Source organism: Thioclava sp. F34-6, from assembly GCF_002213235.1.
GTDB lineage: Bacteria > Pseudomonadota > Alphaproteobacteria > Rhodobacterales > Rhodobacteraceae > Thioclava > Thioclava nitratireducens.
Map to the genome: position 1 here is coordinate 39,475 of NZ_NBOA01000007.1, position 19,252 is coordinate 58,726.

At 63.8% G+C, this 19,252-nt stretch carries 18 protein-coding genes; 10 read left to right on the forward strand and 8 right to left on the reverse strand.

From position 1 onward, the window contains the following. Window positions 1-89 precede the first annotated feature (89 nt). The 3 genes from B6V72_RS15115 (at window position 90) to panC (ending at window position 2,877) form a co-directional block, all read left to right on the forward strand. Entirely contained in the window at window positions 90-1,022 is a 933-nt protein-coding gene (locus tag B6V72_RS15115; protein WP_346394398.1) for a L,D-transpeptidase, read from the forward strand. A 194-nt stretch (window positions 1,023-1,216) separates the two neighbouring features. Continuing rightward, complete coding sequence (gene panB / locus B6V72_RS15120; protein WP_088735925.1) at window positions 1,217-2,041, forward strand: 3-methyl-2-oxobutanoate hydroxymethyltransferase; 825 nt, start codon at window positions 1,217-1,219, stop codon at window positions 2,039-2,041. Next, window positions 2,038-2,877 (forward strand): pantoate--beta-alanine ligase, encoded by an 840-nt coding sequence (panC, locus tag B6V72_RS15125; protein WP_075775786.1) that lies wholly within the window; start codon window positions 2,038-2,040, stop codon window positions 2,875-2,877. The genes panB and panC overlap by 4 nt, the downstream gene beginning before the upstream one ends. A 138-nt stretch (window positions 2,878-3,015) precedes the next feature. Here panC and B6V72_RS15130 read toward each other — a convergent pair whose 3' ends face one another. Continuing rightward, window positions 3,016-4,296 (reverse strand): acetylornithine deacetylase/succinyl-diaminopimelate desuccinylase family protein, encoded by a 1,281-nt coding sequence (locus B6V72_RS15130; protein WP_088735926.1) that lies wholly within the window; start codon window positions 4,294-4,296, stop codon window positions 3,016-3,018. A gap of 116 nt (window positions 4,297-4,412) precedes the next feature. On the opposite strand from B6V72_RS15130, the gene B6V72_RS15135 reads away from it, so the two are divergent. The 3 genes from B6V72_RS15135 to B6V72_RS15145 all read left to right on the forward strand — a co-directional run bounded on the left by B6V72_RS15135 (window position 4,413) and on the right by B6V72_RS15145 (window position 5,692). Further along, on the forward strand, window positions 4,413-4,721 hold the full coding sequence (locus B6V72_RS15135; RefSeq protein WP_075775788.1) for a hypothetical protein: 309 nt from the start codon (window positions 4,413-4,415) through the stop codon (window positions 4,719-4,721). 61 nt (window positions 4,722-4,782) lie between these two features. Then, the gene (locus B6V72_RS15140) at window positions 4,783-5,061 is read left to right on the forward strand and encodes a hypothetical protein (protein WP_077701075.1); all 279 of its coding nucleotides are present in this window, start codon (window positions 4,783-4,785) and stop codon (window positions 5,059-5,061) included. Window positions 5,062-5,068: 7 nt separating this feature from the next. Then, window positions 5,069-5,692, forward strand: a complete 624-nt coding sequence (locus B6V72_RS15145) for a DUF1523 family protein (protein ID WP_088720446.1) — start codon at window positions 5,069-5,071, stop codon at window positions 5,690-5,692. Between the two features lie 101 nt (window positions 5,693-5,793). On the opposite strand, the gene grxD is transcribed toward B6V72_RS15145, so the two are convergent. From grxD to B6V72_RS15175, 6 genes are all read right to left on the reverse strand, one after another. Next, window positions 5,794-6,153: a Grx4 family monothiol glutaredoxin gene (gene grxD / locus B6V72_RS15150; protein WP_075775790.1), complete on the reverse strand. Its 360-nt coding sequence runs from the start codon at window positions 6,151-6,153 to the stop codon at window positions 5,794-5,796. Window positions 6,154-6,195: 42 nt separating this feature from the next. After that, window positions 6,196-6,438 carry a BolA family transcriptional regulator gene (locus tag B6V72_RS15155; protein WP_075775791.1) on the reverse strand — a complete coding sequence of 81 codons (243 nt, stop codon included), beginning with the start codon at window positions 6,436-6,438 and terminating at the stop codon, window positions 6,196-6,198. Window positions 6,439-6,518: 80 nt separating this feature from the next. After that, a complete protein-coding gene (locus B6V72_RS15160) occupies window positions 6,519-7,511 on the reverse strand; it encodes an FUSC family protein (protein WP_168173059.1) in 993 nt (330 codons plus the stop codon). A gap of 101 nt (window positions 7,512-7,612) precedes the next feature. Then, window positions 7,613-9,775, reverse strand: a complete 2,163-nt coding sequence (gene purL, locus B6V72_RS15165; RefSeq protein ID WP_088720444.1) for a phosphoribosylformylglycinamidine synthase subunit PurL — start codon at window positions 9,773-9,775, stop codon at window positions 7,613-7,615. Between the two features lie 142 nt (window positions 9,776-9,917). Further along, window positions 9,918-10,514, reverse strand: coding sequence for a hypothetical protein (locus B6V72_RS15170; protein WP_088735928.1), 597 nt, complete (start codon window positions 10,512-10,514; stop codon window positions 9,918-9,920). Window positions 10,515-10,940: 426 nt separating this feature from the next. After that, a complete protein-coding gene (locus B6V72_RS15175; RefSeq protein WP_075775795.1) occupies window positions 10,941-11,843 on the reverse strand; it encodes a LysR family transcriptional regulator in 903 nt (300 codons plus the stop codon). Between the two features lie 157 nt (window positions 11,844-12,000). Here B6V72_RS15175 and B6V72_RS15180 point away from each other — a divergent pair, with 157 nt between their 5' ends. The 3 genes from B6V72_RS15180 to murI all read left to right on the forward strand — a co-directional run bounded on the left by B6V72_RS15180 (window position 12,001) and on the right by murI (window position 17,245). Next, entirely contained in the window at window positions 12,001-15,411 is a 3,411-nt protein-coding gene (locus tag B6V72_RS15180; RefSeq protein ID WP_088735929.1) for an indolepyruvate ferredoxin oxidoreductase family protein, read from the forward strand. Window positions 15,412-15,488: 77 nt separating this feature from the next. Then, window positions 15,489-16,391, forward strand: a complete 903-nt coding sequence (locus B6V72_RS15185) for a lysophospholipid acyltransferase family protein (RefSeq protein WP_088735930.1) — start codon at window positions 15,489-15,491, stop codon at window positions 16,389-16,391. Window positions 16,392-16,432: 41 nt separating this feature from the next. Further along, entirely contained in the window at window positions 16,433-17,245 is an 813-nt protein-coding gene (gene murI / locus B6V72_RS15190) for a glutamate racemase (protein WP_075775797.1), read from the forward strand. A gap of 21 nt (window positions 17,246-17,266) precedes the next feature. Here the strand turns inward: murI and B6V72_RS15195 are convergent, their stop codons facing one another. Continuing rightward, window positions 17,267-18,082, reverse strand: coding sequence for a DUF805 domain-containing protein (locus B6V72_RS15195; protein WP_146696209.1), 816 nt, complete (start codon window positions 18,080-18,082; stop codon window positions 17,267-17,269). A gap of 103 nt (window positions 18,083-18,185) precedes the next feature. Between B6V72_RS15195 and argC the strand changes: the two genes are divergently transcribed. Continuing rightward, the gene (gene argC, locus B6V72_RS15200) at window positions 18,186-19,214 is read left to right on the forward strand and encodes an N-acetyl-gamma-glutamyl-phosphate reductase (RefSeq protein WP_088735931.1); all 1,029 of its coding nucleotides are present in this window, start codon (window positions 18,186-18,188) and stop codon (window positions 19,212-19,214) included. Window positions 19,215-19,252: the final 38 nt, after the last annotated feature.

Sequence of the window (19,252 nt, forward strand, 5' to 3'; positions counted from 1 at the left end):
TGTGAGTGGAGGGAACTTTCCCCTATCTAGCCCCTTGAATGACGGAACCGGGCAGAAGGCCCACCGAAAAAGAGACAGGAATATTGCAAGTGACCGCGAGTTATTCGACGCTCAAACGCGCGATCCGACCGGCCATGCTCTTCGGGCTGGCTGGCATCTTGGCTGCCTGCGCGAGTGCGCCGGAACAGCGCTACGCGCAACCGACCCAGTCGACGAAGGCCGTGCCCTCGGAATATCAGGCGCGCGAAGATGACGGGAAAACCATCCCGGCGATCAACCCGAAGTATTTGGTTGAGCGCAACCGCCGTCAGATCGTTCCCTATCACGGGCCCGAGGCCGTCGGGACGATCGTCGTCGATCCTTATGCGCGCTTCCTCTACTACATCACCGAGCCGGGCAAGGCAGAGCGCTACGGCATCGCCGTGGGCCGCGATGGCAAGACTTTCTCGGGCAGCGCCACGATCGAGCGCAAGCAGGAATATCCGAGCTGGACGCCGACCCAGAACATGATCCAGGAAGATCCCGACCTCTACGGGCCGCTGAAAGACGGTCTGCCGGGCGGTCTGGACAACCCGCTGGGGGCGCGCGCGCTTTATCTTTACCAGGGCAACCGCGATACCTATTACCGGATTCACGGCACGATGGACCCGTCCTCGATCGGTCGTGCGACGTCGGCCGGCTGTATCCGCCTCTTCAACCAGGACATCATCGACCTGTTCTCGAAAGTGCCGAAGGGCACGCCGGTGAAGGTTCGCAGCCGCGCCGAAAGCCTCGAGATGGAAGGGCCCGTGGTGCAGCTGCATTCGGGCTACGTGGTCTCCGCCTATAATCAGGTGGCGATCAACGAGGACGAGGCCGCGTGGAAAGCGGGCCGGATTCCCGATCAGAAGAAAATCGAAGAGGAACAGCATCAGGCTTCGGTCGCGATGGCCCAAGAGGTCGGCGGCTCGGGAGAGAATGCCAACTCCACTGTCGATTGCGGCTATTCCGGCACCGGCACCTGTGTCGATAGCAACAACTGATCGAACCGATCTTGGACAAGAAATCTGCGGCGCGTGGGGCAACCTCGCGCCGTTTTTCATGGGGGCTCGGTCTTTTCGCGAGCGGGGCAAAATCATGCGCGACGCGCCCGATGTCGCAGCGTTTGCGCGTTCACGTCTTTCCTTGCGGGCCGGGTGACGCTAGGACTCGCGCGCAAGCAGATCAGGAGGATGCCATGAGCGTCACCGGAACCACGCGGCAGAAGATGCCCGCAGATATTCTCGCGATGAAGGGCGGCGCGCCGATCGTTTGCCTGACCGCCTACACCACGCCGATTGCGAAGCTGGTCGACAGCCATTGCGATCTCGTGCTGGTCGGCGACTCGGTGGGCATGGTGCTCCACGGACTCCCTTCGACGCTGGGCGTCACCATGGAAATGATGATCCTTCACGGCAAGGCCGTGGCGCGCGGTCTGTCTAACGCGCTGATGGTGATCGACATGCCCTTCGGCTCCTACGAGGAAAGCCCGGCGCAGGCGTTCCGCAACGCGTCGCGGCTGATGGCCGAGACCGGCGCGGGGGCGGTGAAGCTCGAAGGTGGGGCGCATATGGCCGAGACCATCGCTTTCCTGACCGCGCGCGGTATCCCGGTGCAGGCCCATATCGGGCTGACCCCGCAATCGGTGAACACGCTGGGTGGCTACAAGGTGCAGGGCCGCGGCGACAGTCGGGCGCGCCTGGTCAAGGATGCGAAAGCCGTGGCCGAAGCGGGGGCCTTCTCGGTGGTGCTCGAGAAAGTTCCGCAGGGGCTGGCCGACGAGATCACCGCGACGGTCGCTATCCCCACCGTCGGCATCGGCGCGGGCGCCGGCTGCGACGGGCAGGTGCTGGTGGTCGATGACATGCTGGGCCTCTTCAACGATTTCAAACCGAAATTCGTCAAGCGTTTCGGCCAGCTCGGTCAGGAAGCCGAAGCCGCCGTCGCCGATTACGCAGCCGAAGTACGTGATCGCAGCTTCCCGGCAGCCGAGCACAGCTTCGCCGATGAGGTGAAGAAATGACGCAGGTGATCCGCAAGGCCGCTGAACTGCGCGACAAGGTGGCGGCGTGGAAGCGCTCGGGGATGCTGGTCGGCGTGGTGCCGACGATGGGCGCGCTGCATGACGGCCACCTCAGTCTCGCCCGCGCCGCGCGCAAGCAATCGGACCGCGTGATCGTGACGGTCTTCGTGAACCCGATGCAGTTCAACAATGCCTCGGATCTCGACAAATACCCGCGCGACGAGGCACAGGATCTGGCGCTTCTGGAAACGGAAGGGGTCGACGTGCTCTTCGCGCCCGGTGTGGACGAGGTCTATCCCGACGGGTTCTCTACCACCGTGTCCGTGTCGGGTATCACCGAGCCGCTCGAGGGCGCCTTCCGGCCGGGCCATTTCGATGGCGTGGCGACGGTCTGCTCGAAGCTCTTCGGCATGACGCAGGCGGGGCGCGCATTCTTCGGCGAGAAGGATTGGCAGCAATTGCAGGTGGTCCAGCAGCTTACCCGCGATCTCAACATGCCGATCCGCATCATCGGCTGCCCGACCATCCGCGAAGAGGACGGTCTGGCAATGTCCTCGCGCAATGTGCGGCTGACCGCTCGGGAGCGAGCACTGGCGCCGCGTCTGCATAAGGTGATGCAGGAGGCGGCCGCGAAGATCCGCGACGGCGTGCCGGTCGAAGGCGCGCTCAACGATGCGAAAGCCGAGTTGAAGGAAGCGGGCTTTGGGGAACTCGATTACCTCGAGCTGCGCACGGTCGACGGGCTGAAGCCCGCGGCGGATCTGTCGCAACCGACGCGGATGCTGGCCGCGATCTGGCTCGGCGATGTGCGTCTGATCGACAATATCGCCGTCTGATAGCTCGAGGGGGCGCGGCCCCCGCGGCTTCGCCGCCCCCCGGGATATTTCGACAAGAGCGAAGAAGGAGGGAATGCTCCTTCCCCTTGGTCCAAATATCCCGGGGTGAGGCGCGGCACGCGCCGAGGGGCAGCGCCCCTAGGGACCCAGCAGTTCTGCCAGAACCAGCGCCATGACCTTAGCGCTGTCGGCCATATCCTCGATGCCGACCCATTCGTCGGGCTGGTGGGCGAGCTCCAGAAGGCCCGGCCCGTAAGCGATGCAATTCTGCAGCCGCCCGATCCGGTCGATATGCTTCTGGTCATAGGTGCCGGGAGAGACGACGTAAGCCGCCTCGCGGCCCAGCACAGCCTCGATCGCGGCGGCGGTGGAGCGCACGATGGGCGCGCCCTTGTCGGTCATCGTGGGCTGCACCTCGAACAGGTCGCGGATTTCGTATCGGAAGCTCGGACGCTGCGCCCTCACGCGTTCCATCAGGTCCGCAATCTCGGCCTTTACCTCGGCAAGGTCTTCCTCGATCAGAAAGCGGCGGTCGATTACGATTCGGCAGCGATCGGCGACACAAGGCGTGGGCAGGCCGGTGTAATCGGCCTCCTCTTCCGGCGCGCCGCCATGGATCGAATTGACGTTCAGTGTCGAGGCGCGCGCGCCTTCGGGGATCACGGGCATCTCGGTATGCTTGCCCAGAAGGAGCGGATAGAGCGTCTCCTCCATCTCGCTCAGAACGGCGCTCATATGGCGGATCGCGCTGTCGCCGAGGAAGGGCATCGAGCCATGCGCGATGCGGCCGTGGGTTTCGATTTCGGCCCACCAGACGCCGCGATGGCCGAGGCAGATCTGGTCCTTGTGCAGCGGCTCGGGGATGATGACATGCTGCACGCGGGCGGAATCGAAGCGGCCTTGCTCGGCCAGATAGGCCACGCCGCCATAGCCGCCCGATTCCTCGTCGGCAGTGGCGGAAATCTCGATGCTGCCCCTGAAATCGGGGCAGGTGTCGAGGAAGGCCTCTGCAGCGATCACCGAGGCCGCCAGCCCGCCCTTCATGTCGCAGGCGCCGCGGCCGTAGATGCGGTCGCCGTCGATCTCGGCGCCGAACGGATCGCGGGTCCAGCCATGGCCGATCTCGACCACGTCGTGATGTGAATTGAAATGCACGCAGTCGCCGGGGCGCGCGCCCTCGAAGCGGGCGACGAGGTTCCAGCGCGGATAGGACTCGCTGTCGCCGGGCGCGCCACGGGCGCGGATCATCTCGGTCGCAAACCCGCGTTCGGAGAGACGCTCGGCAAGATATTCGCAGATTTCGCGGTAATTGCGTCCCGGCGGGTTCAGCGTCGGGATGCGGATCAAGGCCTGCGTCAGCGCGATCAACGCGTCGCGGCGGGCATCGATGGCGGTCTTGAGGCGAGTGGCAAGGTCCATACCCAAGGCTAGCGCCGCTCGACGCGGCGGGCCAAGCGAAAACAGCTGGACTGAAAACACGTGGCTTTCGCGGACGGCGCGCGCTATTGCGGGACAAAATCCTACGGAGGGACCGGATGAACCTGTTCTTGGCCTTCGCGCTTGTGCTCTGCATCGCGGTCGGAGGGTGGCTGTCGAAATACGACTGGGCGAAGCTTCTGGCGTTGGTGCCTGTGGCGATGATCGTGCCTGCCTTCTACATGACCGGCACCGCCTGCGGCGCGGGCTTCGTGCTGCATTTCTTCTCTGACACGGCGAGCTGCTCGAACGGCTACGTGCCGCGGCAGATGTTCGCCGCGACCTACGTGATGGCGCTGATCCCAGTCGCGGCCTCCGCCATCGTGATCAAGCTGATCCGGATCGGCATGGCGCGCCGCAAAGGCTGATCTGGTCAAGCCCGCCGCTGCGGCCTAGGCTTGCGACAGCGAGGGGCAAGGAGGGCGCGCGATGCTGGCCTTCATCCGACTGGCGATATTCGGCCTGATCGTACTGACGGTCCTGTTTTGGCTGGTGCGTCTCTATGCCCGGTCGGTCCGGCGCGAGGCGCTGGAAGAGGATTGGAACGAGGCCGCAGCCGAGGGTCGGGCCGAGACCACACGCGAGGCTTACGTCGAGGCCGGGATGCGAGACTACGAGAAAAGTCTGCTGCGCAAGCTGATCTGGCTGGTCTATGTCCTGCCGATCGTCGTGGTGGGGCTGATTGTCTATCTGATGAATTACAGGTGAGGGTGCGATGCGTTACGTGAAATGGGGCTTCTGGCTGGTCGTGATCGGCTTCGCTGCGGTGTTCCTGCATTACAACCTGCCACGCCATGACATCGTGCGGATCGTCGGCACCGAGGTGCGCCGGATCGACTTCGGCGAGAACTCGATTTTCTGGGCCGCGCCCGATGTAGGCACTGCGAACGCCACGAGCCGCGATGTGCGCTTCATCAACACGGTGCGCCCGAACGGCAAGACACTGGTCTTTCGCAACGAGGATACCGGCTGGGGGTGGCCGCCCTATTTCAAGCTCGACAGTTCGGATTTGCAGGCACAGGCCGAGTCGCTGATCTCGACCTCGGCCGATCCGATCTGGGTGTCGGTCACGCGCTATGGCTGGCGCTCGCGCTGGCTGACGATCTTTCCGAATGCGGTCGGGCTGAAGGTCGTGCCCGCTCCCGATACGCGCATTATCCCTTGGGCGAATATCATCATCCTGACGCTGCTCGTCATCATCGTCCTGACGATCCGCGCGATGTGGCGGCAGTTCCGTCAGCGCTCGATCGATCCGCTTTTCGAGGAGGCGGGCGAAGCCTGGGACGATGCCGAGGAAGGTGCGAAGGGTTGGTTCGACCGCTTCATCGGACGCAAGTGAGACGGAGTTTCAGGGCCGCCGGGCGGCACCCAACTCAGACCGATGCTGAAACGCGAAAGCCCCGCCACTGGCGGGGCTTTCGATAGGTATTTGATCCGCGCTCAGGCGTTGGCGGCGCGGATCTGCTCGGCAGCTTCCTTGTTGAAGCTCACGCCCTTGGTCTCGAAGAGCTGATCCAGTTCACCCGAGAGGGTCATCTCGGTGATGATGTCGCAGCCGCCGACAAACTCGCCTTTGACGTAGAGCTGCGGGATGGTCGGCCAGTCCGAATAGTCCTTGATGCCCTGACGGATGTCCTGATCCGCCAGCACGTTGACGTCCTTGTAGGTCACGCCCATGAAGTTGAGCACGCCCGCGACGCGGCTCGAAAACCCGCATTGCGGCATGTCCTTGGTGCCCTTCATGAAGAGAACGACGTCATTCTCGGAGATTTGCTGGGCGATCTGGTCTTGCGCGTTCATCGCTTAATCCTTTCTCCGTCCCGGCTCGGGACGCGTGTGAAATCACTCGGGCGCCTTGGTGGTCAGTGCGAGCGCGTGCAGCACCCCGTTCGGCCCGTCCATCGCCCCTTTGAGCGCGGCATAGACCGCGCGCTGTTGCTGGACTCGGTTCTTGCCGCGGAAGCTCTCGTCAATGACCTCCGCTGCCCAATGATTTCCGTCCCCGGCGAGATCGGTGATCGTGATCTTGGCATCGGGGAATTCGGCCCGGATCAGGGCTTCGATGTCATGGGCTTCCATTGCCATAAATAGGGCTCCTCGTCCTTTGCCGCAAACTTAAGTGGCGCGGCGGCTGGCTGCAAGGGGATGCGCGGGGCGGTGCGAGCTTATGCGGTGGCCGCTGGTGGGTGCAGCCGCGACAGGTAGAACATGAGCGTCGCGATGACGACGCTGCCGGTGAACATCGCGGCGGCTCCGGCGGCGGTCACTTGCAGGGAATGACCCGGCGCGCCGACTTCTCCGGCCAGTAGGAAACACATGTTGATGTCGATCCCCATCAACGTGGTCCGGGGATGGGCGCGCAGTAGCGCACCGCCCGCGATGAAGGCGAAGGCGAGTATCAGGAACTCGGTCTGATCGCCGCCCGACAGGTGGGTCAGCCCGCGATAGGCGATGGCGGCGAGGACGCCAAGCGCGACGCCGGGCACCAGGAAGCGCACGGCGGGGCGCGGATTCGGCATGGAGCCCAGCACCGAGGAGAAGACGATCACCGACAATGCAGCTGCCGTCGCGGCGGGGTGGGGGAAATGGGCGTCGATCAGCGTGGCCGCGCCCGTGAGCGCCGCCACCGCCGCCATGCGCAGCCAAAGCTGCTGGATAAAATGCGGGTTCGGGCGCGGCGGCATCGGCGCGCGACGGGCGGGCGTGAAGAGCCAGTTCACCGCCGTCACCGAGATGACGCCCAGAAGCGTGCAGGCGACCCGGTCGAGTGCGAGGGGGATTGCCTCCGCCCCCATGCCGAGCGCGGGCATCACCACAACGCCGACCGTGATCGCCATCAGCGTGAAGCCATAGGCCCAATGCGTCCCGATCCGGTAGGCGATCCCCACGCCCACGGCCGCCGTCAGCGCCACGGTCAGCGCGATTCCCGGCACTGGCAGCCAGCGAAGCGCGGCGATCCCGATTGCTGCCCCGACCAAGGTGCCCACAACCCGCAGCACCGCGCGCAGCGCCATGTCTTCGCGATGGGGCTGGATTACCACCCAGACCGGCATCGCCGCCCAGTAGACATTGGTCAGCCCGAGCAACCGCGCAACGGTCAGGGCGAGCGTCGCGGCGAGGAACAGCCGGGCGGCATAGGCAAGGGTGGAGCTGGTCAAAGCGGGAACCTGAAATCGGTGTGTCGCGGCGATACTAGTCTGTGCGCAGGCGGCAAGAAACCGCCCGGCGTGCATGTCCGCTCTGCGTCAGATCACAGAACTCAGGCGTCGATCGCCGCTTTGAACGCGCTGCGATAGAGGGTCGACAGCTCCTCCAGCGGGGCGCTCTCCGAGCCGAAGCTAACCGTGTCCCCGCCGAAACGGCCCACGGTGTAAAGCGGCACCTCGGCGCGGCGGGCGGCGACCATCAGCGCCTCGGCCTGATCGAAGGAGCAGGCCACGAGGTAACGCCCCTGATCCTCGCCGAAGAGCGTCGCGATGTCGCCAGCCTCAAGCGTGACACCCAGACCGGCTTCCTCTGCCATCTCGAAAGCTGCGAGCGCGAGGCCTCCGTCCGAGAGATCGCTTGCGCCTTTGACCAGCGCGCGGTTCTCGCGGAGGAACTCGCCATTGCGTTTCTCGACGTCGAGGTCGACTGCCGGCGCGTCACCCGACTCGATCCCGAAGGCTTCGAAGGCGAGCGCGGATTGATCGAGATGGCCCTTGGTTTCGCCGATCACCATCGCCACGTCGCCCGCCGTCGGTAGGCCCGCGATCAACTCGTCGAGCGAGCTCAGCAGACCGACCGCGCCGATGGTCGGGGTTGGCAGGATGCCGGTGCCGTCGGTCTCGTTGTAAAGCGAGACGTTACCCGACACGATAGGCATGTCGAGTGCGCGCACGGCGGCGTCGATGCCTTTGATCGCACCCACGAACTGGCCCATGATCTCGGGCTTTTCCGGGTTGCCGAAGTTCAGGTTGTCGGTCGAGGCGAGGGGTTTCGCGCCCACGGCCGTCAGGTTGCGGTAGGCTTCGGCCACCGCCTGCTTACCGCCCTCGAACGGGTTCGCCTTTACGTAGCGCGGGGTCACGTCGGCGGTGAAGGCCAGCGCCTTGTCGGTGCCGTGCACGCGCACGACGCCTGCGCCGAGACCTGGGCGGCGCACAGTGTCGCCCATCACCTGCGTGTCGTATTGCTCATAGACCCAGGACTTGTGCGCGTAGTTCGGCGAGCCGATCAGTTTCTTGAGCGCATCGATAGCACCGATCTCGGGCAGCGCTTCGCCCGCGGTCGCGACGGGCGTCTCGACCCAGGGACGATCGTATTCGGGCGCTTCCGAGGACAGTTTCGACAGCGGCACGTCGGCTTTCACCTCGTTGCCATGCACGATCAGGAACCGGTCTTCCGCGATGGTCTCGCCGACGATGGCGAAATCGAGATCCCACTTCTCGAAGATCTCGCGGGCGATGTCTTCCTTCTCGGGGTTGAGGACCATGAGCATCCGCTCTTGGCTCTCCGACAGCATCATCTCGTAGGCGGTCATCGCGGCCTCGCGCTGCGGCACCGCGTCGAGGTTGAGCTGCACGCCGAGGCCGCCCTTGTCGCCCATCTCGACCGCGGAACAGGTCAGGCCCGCGGCCCCCATGTCCTGAATCGAGATCACCGCGCCGGTCTGCATCAGCTCGAGGCAGGCCTCCAGCAGGCATTTCTCGGTGAAGGGGTCGCCGACCTGAACGGTGGGGCGCTTTTCCTCGATCGTGTCGTCGAACTCGGCCGAGGCCATCGTCGCGCCGCCGACGCCGTCGCGACCCGTCTTCGCACCGAGGTAGACGACCGGCATGCCGATGCCGGACGCGGCGGAGTAGAAGATCTTGTCAGCATCGGCCAAGCCCGCCGCGAAGGCGTTCACGAGGCAGTTGCCGTTATAGGAGGGATGGAAACGCACTTCGCCGCCCACATTCGGAACGCCGAAGCAGTTACCGTAGCTGCCCACGCCCTCGACCACGCCTTTGACGACATGGGAGGTTTTCGGGTGGTCGGGCATACCGAAGCTCAGGCTGTCCATTGCGGCCACCGGACGCGCGCCCATGGTGAACACATCGCGCAGGATGCCGCCGACGCCAGTCGCGGCGCCTTGGTGCGGTTCGATGTAGGAGGGGTGGTTGTGGCTCTCCATTTTGAAGACCACGGCCTGCCCGTCGCCAATATCGACGACACCCGCATTCTCGCCCGGACCACAGATGACCTGATCGCCCTTGGTGTGCAGCGTGCGCAGCCATTTCTTCGACGACTTGTAGGAGCAATGCTCGTTCCACATCGCCGAGAAGATCCCGAGTTCGGTGAAAGTCGGCTCGCGTCCGATGATCTCGAGGATCCGGTCGTACTCGTCGGGTTTCAGGCCATGGGCTGCGATGAGATCAGGCGTGATCTGCGGCTCGTTCATGAGGATCCTCCGGCATCGGCTTCGCCGCCCCTATTAGGCCAATATGTGCAGGGGGAAAAGAGAGGCCGGACGTTGCGGAAAGAAAAAACGCGAGGCCCGAAGGCCCCGCGTCGTGAAAGCGTCTTGTCGTGGTACGTCCGGCTTACGAGCGCATGTCCACTTGCGTCTCGAGGTTGGTCAGCAGTTCCGAGACGGTCCAGCCGAGCTTGACCTCGCCGTTCGCAGCGGCGTCCTTCGGCACGTTGACCTTGAAGAGCGACACGGTGGTGTCGAGCTTCGGCGAGGTGCGGACATAGATGGTGTCGTAGCCGTCATGCGACTCGACCTTTTCGATCATGCCGATCACGTTGCCATCGGCGCTCATCGCCTTGTCTTCCGCGTTGGCCGCGGTCTTCAGGCCGGTGATGCCGGCTTGCTCGGTCAGCTGGCGCTGCGCGGGAATCATGTCCGACCCCATCGAGGTGTTCGCGAACTCGGCGGTGCCGGTCTTCACGTCGGTGATGCCGTATTGATCAGTCGATGCGTAGGTGTTCGACGAGGTGACGGCGGGCGGGGTGCCCATCGACGAAGTCTCTCCCGGAACGGTGCCGGTGCGATAATCGGCGATACCGTAATACTGGCCGTCGTTGTTGTTGGTGGACGGGATCTTCGTCAGGTCGAGGGCCGAAGCCGAGCCTGCGATGGTCATCGCACCCAGAAGAGCGGTCGAAGCGGCAAAGATGTTTTTCGTCGTGGTCATATCAGTATCCTTTCAACTGGTTACCAAATCCTGCGCCGTTGTCGGCGTCGGGGAGGAAACGGGGTGGAATCGTCGAAAGTTCACTGAAATAATTGTGAGTGACATCGCGGATTGTTAAATGAACCGAAGGGGATAGCTGTGCGTAGCGCGGGGCTTGCGCGGTCGCGTCAGCGTGAAATTTCGTGAGACCGAGGCTGATGTCGGGGGCTCTCGCGCCGTGCGTGAAAACCGCATCCGTGCGTCGGGCAAAAAAAAGGCCGAGCAAAGCTCGGCCAAAGTCCAACAGGGAGGTAGAAGGTGCTGCGCCTTTCGGCACGGCCAACCCTTCTGAGCCTCATTTATGGGCAGTTTGTTAACGCATCAAGGGAAAACATGCTGCGAATGCATCATGGCCGGTATGCGTTGCGGTAAAGTCGCGCTGCAACCCTAGGCTGAATCGCCTGCCTGGAAGCGCCGATAGTTGGTGATCTCTTCCTGAATGAAGTCGCGGAACGCAGTCACGCGGCGCGAGGAGCGCAGCTCTTCCGGGTAGGCGAGGAAGATCGGAATCTCGACCGATTCCAGATCAGGCAGCACGCGCTGCAGATCGTTGAAATCTGCGGTCAGGTAGTCGGGGAGGATGCCGATGCCGATATGGTTCAGCACGGCCTGCAATACGCCGAAGTAGTTGTTCACCGTCAGCGTCGAGCTTTGATCGAAGGCCAGCACCTGCCGCGCAAGCTGGGCACCGGCCTGTACCTGCGGTGTACGCGGGGTCTGGCAGATCAGGCGATGCTTGCGAAGATCTTCGATCTTCTCGGGGGCACCCCATTTCGCGAGATACTCGGAGGTCGCGTAAAGCCGCATACGGATGTTCAGCAGACGCTTGCGGATCAGGTCGGCCTGCGCGGGCTCTTTCATGCGAACGGCGACGTCGGCCTCGCGCATCGGCAGGTCGAGCACCCGCTCCTCCAGCATGAGGTCGATCTTCAGATCGGGATATTTCTCGTAAAGCTTAGTCAGGCGCGGCGCGAGCCAGAGCGTGCCGAAGCCCGTCGTGGTCGTCACGCGCAGCTCGCCGAAGACTTCTTCTTCGCTGTCACGGATGCGTGCGGAGGCGCTGTCGAGCTTTTTCGCCATCGAGGAGGTGGCCTCGAACAGCAACTCCCCCTGCTCGGTGAGAATCAGTCCGCGGGCGTGACGGTGAAACAGAGTCGTTCCAAGCGCCTCTTCGAGCGCCCGGATCTGTCTGCTCACGGCAGATTGAGACAGGTGCAGCGCATCGCCGGCATGAGTCAAAGACCCCGCATCGGCCACTGCGTGGAAGATTCTGAGCTTGTCCCAATCCATCAAGGTCACTTTCGCTGTATCATCTGCTGTTCCGCGCAAGTTTCTTTACATTAATCTCGAGGATTTACGAAACCGCTAAGTAACAATTTTCCGCTTTCTAGGTCAGATATTATGACCTACCATGTCTTCATGCCCAGTTAGCAAGGGGAGGTGCTTAATGGGAAGGCAAGAAATATCCCTAGCGGATCGGTTCGACCTAACGAAATCTCCGGTTTTGCTGAACGGGACGCAGGCTTTGGTGCGTCTGGTTCTGGCTCAGGCCGCACGCGACAAGGCGGCGGGGCTGCATACGGCCGGCTATGTGACAGGCTATCGCGGCTCGCCGCTGGGCGCTGTCGATTTGCAGATGGCGCGCGCCAAGACCGTGCTCGAAGAGAGCGACGTTCGCTTCCAGCCGGGCCTGAACGAAGACCTCGCGGCCACCGCGCTGTGGGGCTCGCAGCAGGCGGAATTGCGTGGCGAAGGCAAGTATGACGGCGTTTTCGGCCTCTGGTACGGAAAAGGTCCGGGCGTAGATCGCTCGGGCGACGTGATGCGTCACGCCAATATGGCGGGCACGTCGAAACACGGCGGCGTCCTCATGGCGATGGGCGACGACCATACCGGTGAGTCCTCGACCGTGCTGCACCAGTCCGACTGGGCGATGGTCGATGCCTACATGCCGGTGCTGTCGCCCGCGGGCGTGCAGGAAATCCTCGATTTCGGGCTCTATGGCTATGCATTGAGCCGTTTTGCCGGGGTCTGGGTCGGTCTGAAAACGATGAAGGATACGGTCGAGGCGACTGCAGTCGTCGATGGCGATCCCTCCCGTCAACACTTCGTGATCCCCGAGTTCAAGATGCCCGAAGGCGGGCTGAACATTCGCTTGGGCGACACTCCGGTGGCTCAGGAAGCGCGGATGATCGACTTCAAGCGCTACGCGGCAGAGGCTTTCGCGCGCGCCAACCGCATCGACAACCGCGTCTGGGGCAAGCCCGGCGCGAAGATCGGTCTGGTCGCTGCGGGCAAGAATTGGCTCGACCTGACCCATGCGCTCTCGCTGCTGGGGATCGACGAGGCCGAGGCCGAACGGCTCGGCATTACCACCTACAAGATCGGCCAGACCTTCCCGCTCGACATGGAGAGCTTCCACGAATGGGCCGAGGGGCTGGAGCTGATCATCGTCGTCGAGGAAAAACGCAAGCTGATCGAGGTGCAGGTCAAGGAAGCGATCTTCGACGACCGTCGTGGCCGTCGCGTCTATGGCTGGCACAAGGGCGACACATGGAAGAACGGCCGCCAGGTGGAGCTGTTCCCGACGCGCTACGCGCTCGACCCGGTGATGATCGCGCGCAAGCTGGGCGATATCTTCATTGAGGAAGGCCGCGGGACCGATGCAATCAAGGCGGGTATCGCCAAGATCGAAGCCGCCCAACGCGCCGACAACGCCCCTGAGATCGCGACCCGTACGCCTTGGTATTGCTCGGGCTGCCCGCATAACAGTTCGACCAAGGTGCCCGAGGGCGAGCGCGCCTATGCCGGGATCGGCTGTCACTACATGGTGCAGTGGATGGGCAGGAACACGGAAGGTTTCACCCATATGGGCGGCGAGGGCGTGAACTGGGTCGGCGAGGCCCCGTTCTCGACGCGTGAGCATATGTTCCAGAACCTTGGCGACGGCACCTACAACCACTCGGGCGCGCAGGCGATCCGGGCGGCTTTGGCAGCCGGCACCAACATCACCTACAAGATCCTGTTCAACGATGCGGTCGCGATGACCGGGGGGCAGGAGAACGAGGGCGACCTGACCTCGCAGCAGATCGCGGCGGAAATCGTGGCGATGGGCGTGAAGCCGGTCGTGGTGGTCTATGACGAAAAGGAAGAGCTGGACCTGTCCACCTTCCCCGCTGGCGTCGAGAAGGTCGAACGGGCCGAGCTGATGAACGTGCAGAAGCGGCTGGCGAAGACGAAAGGCGTCTCGGCGCTGATCTATGTCCAGACCTGCGCCGCCGAGAAACGCCGCCGCCGCAAGCGCGGCAAGTTCCCGGATCCGGACAAGCGCGTCTTCATCAACACCGACGTCTGCGAAGGCTGCGGCGATTGCGGGGTGCAGTCGAACTGCGTCTCCATCGTGCCGGAAGAGACCGAACTGGGCACCAAACGCGCGATCGACCAGTCGTCCTGCAACAAGGACTTCCGCTGCCTCGACGGGTTCTGCCCGAGCTTCGTGACGCTGCACGGCGCGAAGGTGAAGAAGGCGGAAGCGCAGGCGCTCGACCTGCCGGACCTGCCGGAGCCCACGCTGCCCGCGATCGACGGCACCCATAACGTGGTGATCACCGGCGTCGGCGGCACGGGCGTCGTGACCATCGGCGCGGTGCTGGCGATGGCCGCCCATATCGACGGCAAGGGCGCAGGCATGATGGAGATGGCCGGTCTCGCCCAGAAGGGCGGGGCAGTGCATATCCACCTGCGCATCGCGAACAAGCCCGAGGATATCTCGGCGATCCGCGTCGCGGTGGGCGAGGCCGATTGCGTAATCGGGGGCGATCTGGTGGTCTCCGCCGGTGCCAAGACGCTGGGGCTCATGACGACGGGCCGCACCGGCGCCGTGATCAACAGCCACGAGATCGTCACCGGCGAGTTCACCCGCAACCGCGACTTCCGCCTGCCGGGCGAACAGCTTCGGCTGAGCCTCGAGGCGCGGCTGAAGGACCGGGTGGCCTTTGCCGACACGTCGGAACTCGCGCGGCATATGCTGGGCGACTCGATCTATTCGAACATGGTCGTGCTGGGGGCTGCGTGGCAGCAAGGCTACGTGCCGCTGACCCTCGAGGCGATCTTCCGGGCGATCGAGTTGAACGGCGCAAAGCCCGAGGAGAACAAGCGCGCCTTCAATCTGGGGCGCTGGGCGATGGCCTATCCGAAGGAGGCTGCGAAGGCGATGGCGGCGGAGGTCGTGCAGGCCCCGGTCGATCCGGTCGAGTTCCGGGCCAACCATCTCGTCGACTACCAGAACAAGCGGCTCGCCAAGCGTTTCCGCAAGCTGGTGGACGAGGCGCCGTCGGAGCTGCGTGAGGCCGTCGCGAAGGGCTATCACAAGCTCCTGGCCTACAAGGACGAATACGAGGTCGCGCGTCTGCATCTGTCGACGGCAGAAAAGGCGCGGGCCGAGTTCGAGGGCGATTTCGAGATGCATTTCCATCTCGCCCCGCCGATCCTGTCCAAGGAAGGCCCGGACGGACGTCCGAAGAAGCGTGAATTCGGCCCCGGCATGGAGCGTGGCTTCCGTCTTCTGGCGAAGCTGAAAGGGCTGCGCGGCACGCCGTTCGATCCTTTCGGCTATGCCGAGGAGCGCAAGATGGAGCGGGCGCTGATCAAGCAATACGAGGCCGACATGGCCGAAGTGCTACCCAAGGTCACGCCAGACACGATGGAGATCGCGCGCGAACTGGCCGAATTGCCGCTGACAATCCGCGGCTTCGGCCCGGTCAAGGCGCAGGCCGAGCAAATGGCGGCGAAGCGGCGCGAGGAACTGCTCGCCGCTTTCCGCGCAGGTGGCGCTCCGCAGAAAATGGCCGCCGAGTGAGGGCTGTCATCTGAGTGTCGTACCTTCGTGACATGGCGCTGGCAGAGTGAAGCCAGCCCATGTTGCGGAGGTACGAGATGACCGCCACCCCGATGGCCCCCCGGATGCCTGTCCGCCACGCCACACAGGAAATCTCATATGCTTGGTCCGCGCGCTCGAAAGGCGCGCGGGTGCTGATCCGCGCGATGGAGAACGCGACCGGGCGGATCGGGTTGATCCGGCGAGCACGCGGCTACGAGCATGACATCGCGCAAGGTGCGGATTTCTGGCAGGTGATGGCCGAGCGCTACGGGCTGCAGGTCGAGGTGACCCGCGGCGCGCTCGCCAATATCCCGCAGACCGGGCCGTTGGTGCTGATCGCGAACCACCCTTACGGCATTCTCGACGGGCTGATCATGGGCCTGCTGCTGTCGCGCATTCGCGGCGATTTCCGTATCCTCGCCCATAACGTCTTCAAGCGTGCCGAAGAGATCGACCGGGTCATCCTGCCGGTGGATTTCTCCGAAACCAAAGAGGCCGCGAGGGCCAACCTGCGCACCCGCGCCGAGGCGCTGCGCTACCTCGGCGACGGTGGCGCGATCGGTGTGTTTCCGGGCGGCACGGTTTCGACCGCCGCTAAGCCCTTCGGGGCGCCGATGGATCCGGGCTGGCGCAATTTCACCGCCAAGATGATCGCGAAATCCGATGCGACCGTGGTGCCGGTCTTCTTCGAGGGCCATAACAGTCGCCTGTTCCAGCTGGCGAGCCATCTGCATTACAGCCTGCGCATGGGGCTGATGATCCGCGAGTTCAAACGTCATGCCAATCGTCCGGTGCGGCTCTGTGTGGGTGAGCCGGTCCCGCAGGCCGATCTCGCACCGCTGCGTGAGCGCCCGAAACAGATGATGGATTTCCTGCGCAGTGCGACGTATGACTTGTCGCCGACTCCCTTGAAGTCCTACGGCTATGGCTTCGAGTTCGAGGCGAAATACAGAAACTGACCGGTGTCCGTGTGCGGCCCGGACGGGCAAGGGGCGCGAGCATGGCGGTAGGCGTTTTCGATTCAGGTCTGGGCGGACTGACGGTCTATGATGCCTGCGCCAGGCGGCTGCCGGATATGGCCTTTTGCTATTACGGCGATAACGCCCATGCGCCTTACGGCGTGCGCGATGCCGATGACATCTTCAACCTGACCTGCGCGGGCGTGGAGCGTTTGTGGGAAGAGGGCTGCGATCTGGTGATCCTCGCCTGTAACACGGCTTCGGCCGCCGCGCTCAAGCGGATGCAGGAGACCTGGATCCCCGAGGGCAAGCGCGTGCTGGGCGTCTTCGTACCGATGATCGAAGCGTTGACCGAACGCAAATGGGGCGACAACTCCCCGCCGCGCGAAGTTGCGGTGAAGCACGTGGCGCTGTTCGCGACGCCCGCGACGGTGGCCTCGCGCGCTTTCCAGCGCGAACTGGCCTTCCGCGCGATCGGCGTGGATGTCGAGGCGCAGCCCTGCGGCGGCGTGGTCGATGCGATCGAGACTGGCGACGAAATCCTCGCCGAGGCGCTGGTGAAATCCCATGTCGAAGCGCTCAAGCGTCGGATGCCGAAACCCGAGGCAGCGATCCTCGGCTGCACCCATTACCCGCTGATGCAAAAGACCTTCCAGGAAGCACTGGGGCCGAACGTCGACGTCTACAGCCAGGCCAACCTCGTGGCCGAGAGTCTCGCGGATTATCTGGAGCGTCGACCCGAGTTCAAAGGTGCGGGGACGGAATCGAAATTCCTGACCACCGGCGATCCGGCCTCGGTCTCGAGCCACGCGACGCAATTCCTGCGCTACGCGATCCGCTTCGAGGCCGCCTGAGGCGCCTGATCGTCGTGGCCCTCAGCCGAACCGGTTCGGCCCGCGCGTACCGCGCTGGACCATGAACACGAAGAGCGCGATGCCCCAGACCAGCATCACGATCCCCCAGATCGCGAGAAGCGCTGCGGACATGCCCGCCATGGCTGCCGGGTCCTGCACGCCGTAGGACATGACCGTCAGCCCGATCACGATGCCGCCGAACACGCTCGCGAGAAGGTAGCCGCCGACCCACCAGCCCGAGCGGTCGGTGTCATGCAGGCGTCGAACCTGCGCCGAGATCGATGGCAGGAACGTCGCGATGGAAATCACTGCGCTGATCGCCGTGCCGTCCTCGCCCATCGAGCCTTCGGCCATGGCGCCGATGATGCTCGCCAGCATGACGAAGAGCGCGAACCACCAGTATTCCGAACGGCTCGCGCGACCCTTGAAGGTTGCGTATTTCCGGAAACAGACCTTGATCGCCTCGACGAAGCTGCGCGAGGGGGCTCCCTCGTAAAGCCCGTCCGAGCCGATCCCGCGCTGCGTCCGGTCGCGTTCGATCGAGGCCTCGGCATAGGCACGCGGATCGGCGGAGGAAAGCTTGCCCTCCTGCTGATGGCGCTGTGCGATGCGGGCGGCGTAATTCGTCGCGCCGCTATGCGGATCGGTGCCGGTTGCCGAGGTGTCGGGCGGCCGCCGGAAGAAGTGATCGCCCGCAGGCTCCCATCCCTCCATTCCGTCTTGCCAAACCATCGTTTCGGGCTTGATACGACCTCCCCGCACCATATCCATCATATGTTCCGGGGGGAACGGGCCGACGGGATCCTTCCCATCGGCGTAATACCACTGCTCTGCCACGGCCTGCCTCGTTCACTGTCGGTCGTCGACCCGTCTCACACGGAGTTTATTTGAGTGTGAGCTTAGGGTAAGGGAGAGCCGAGCGACAAGCGCGGAGGACCAAATGACCAAGAAAATCGCGATTCTGGGCGCGTCGGGCTATACCGGCGCCGAACTCGTCCGGCTGATCGCCACCCATCCGAACATGGACATCGTGGCCCTCTCGGGCGAGCGTAAGGCGGGCATGGCAATGGGTGACGTGTTCCCGCATCTGCGCCATCTGGGCCTGCCGGATCTGGTGAAAATCGAAGAGATCGACTTCTCGAATGTCGATCTGGCCTTCTGCGCACTGCCGCATGCGACTTCGCAGGCAGTCATCAAGGAGCTGCCGCGCGATCTGAAGATCGTCGACCTTTCGGCCGATTTCCGGCTGCGCGATCCTGCGGAATACGAGAAGTGGTACGGCAAGCCTCATGCTGCGGTCGAGCTGCAGAAAGAGGCGGTCTACGGGCTGACCGAGTTCTACCGCGATGCGATTCGCGAAGCGCGACTGGTGGCGGGCACGGGCTGCAATGCCGCTGCGGGCCAATTTGCGATCCGTCCGCTGATCGAAGCTGGCGTGATTGATCTCGACGACATCATCCTCGATCTGAAGAACGGTGTCTCCGGCGCGGGCCGGTCGCTGAAGGAAAACCTGCTGCACGCAGAGCTGTCGGGCGGTGTCGCGCCCTATTCGCAGGGCGGCAAGCACCGTCACTTGGGTGAATTCGATCAGGAATTCAGCGCCTTGGCGGGCCGCCCCGTGATGGTGCAGTTCACCCCGCATCTGGCGCCGTTCAATCGCGGCATCCTTGCCTCCGCCTATGTGAAGGGCGAGCCCGAGGCCGTCTACAAGGCGCTGGCCGACCGCTATGCGGAAGAAACCTTCATCGAAATGCTACCTTTCGGCGCAGTTCCGTCCACCAGGTCTGTAACTGGCTCCAATTATGCCCATATTGGTGTATCAGGAGACAGAATTCCCGGGCGCGCGCTCGTGGTCGTCGCGATCGACAACCTCTGCAAGGGGTCGTCGGGACAGGCGGTCCAGAACGCGAACCTGATGCTCGGGCTGGAGGAAAGCGAAGGGCTGATGCTCGCCCCCGTCTTCCCTTGATGCGCGTCAATGGCAAGGCCGGCGCGGTGAGGTAGACG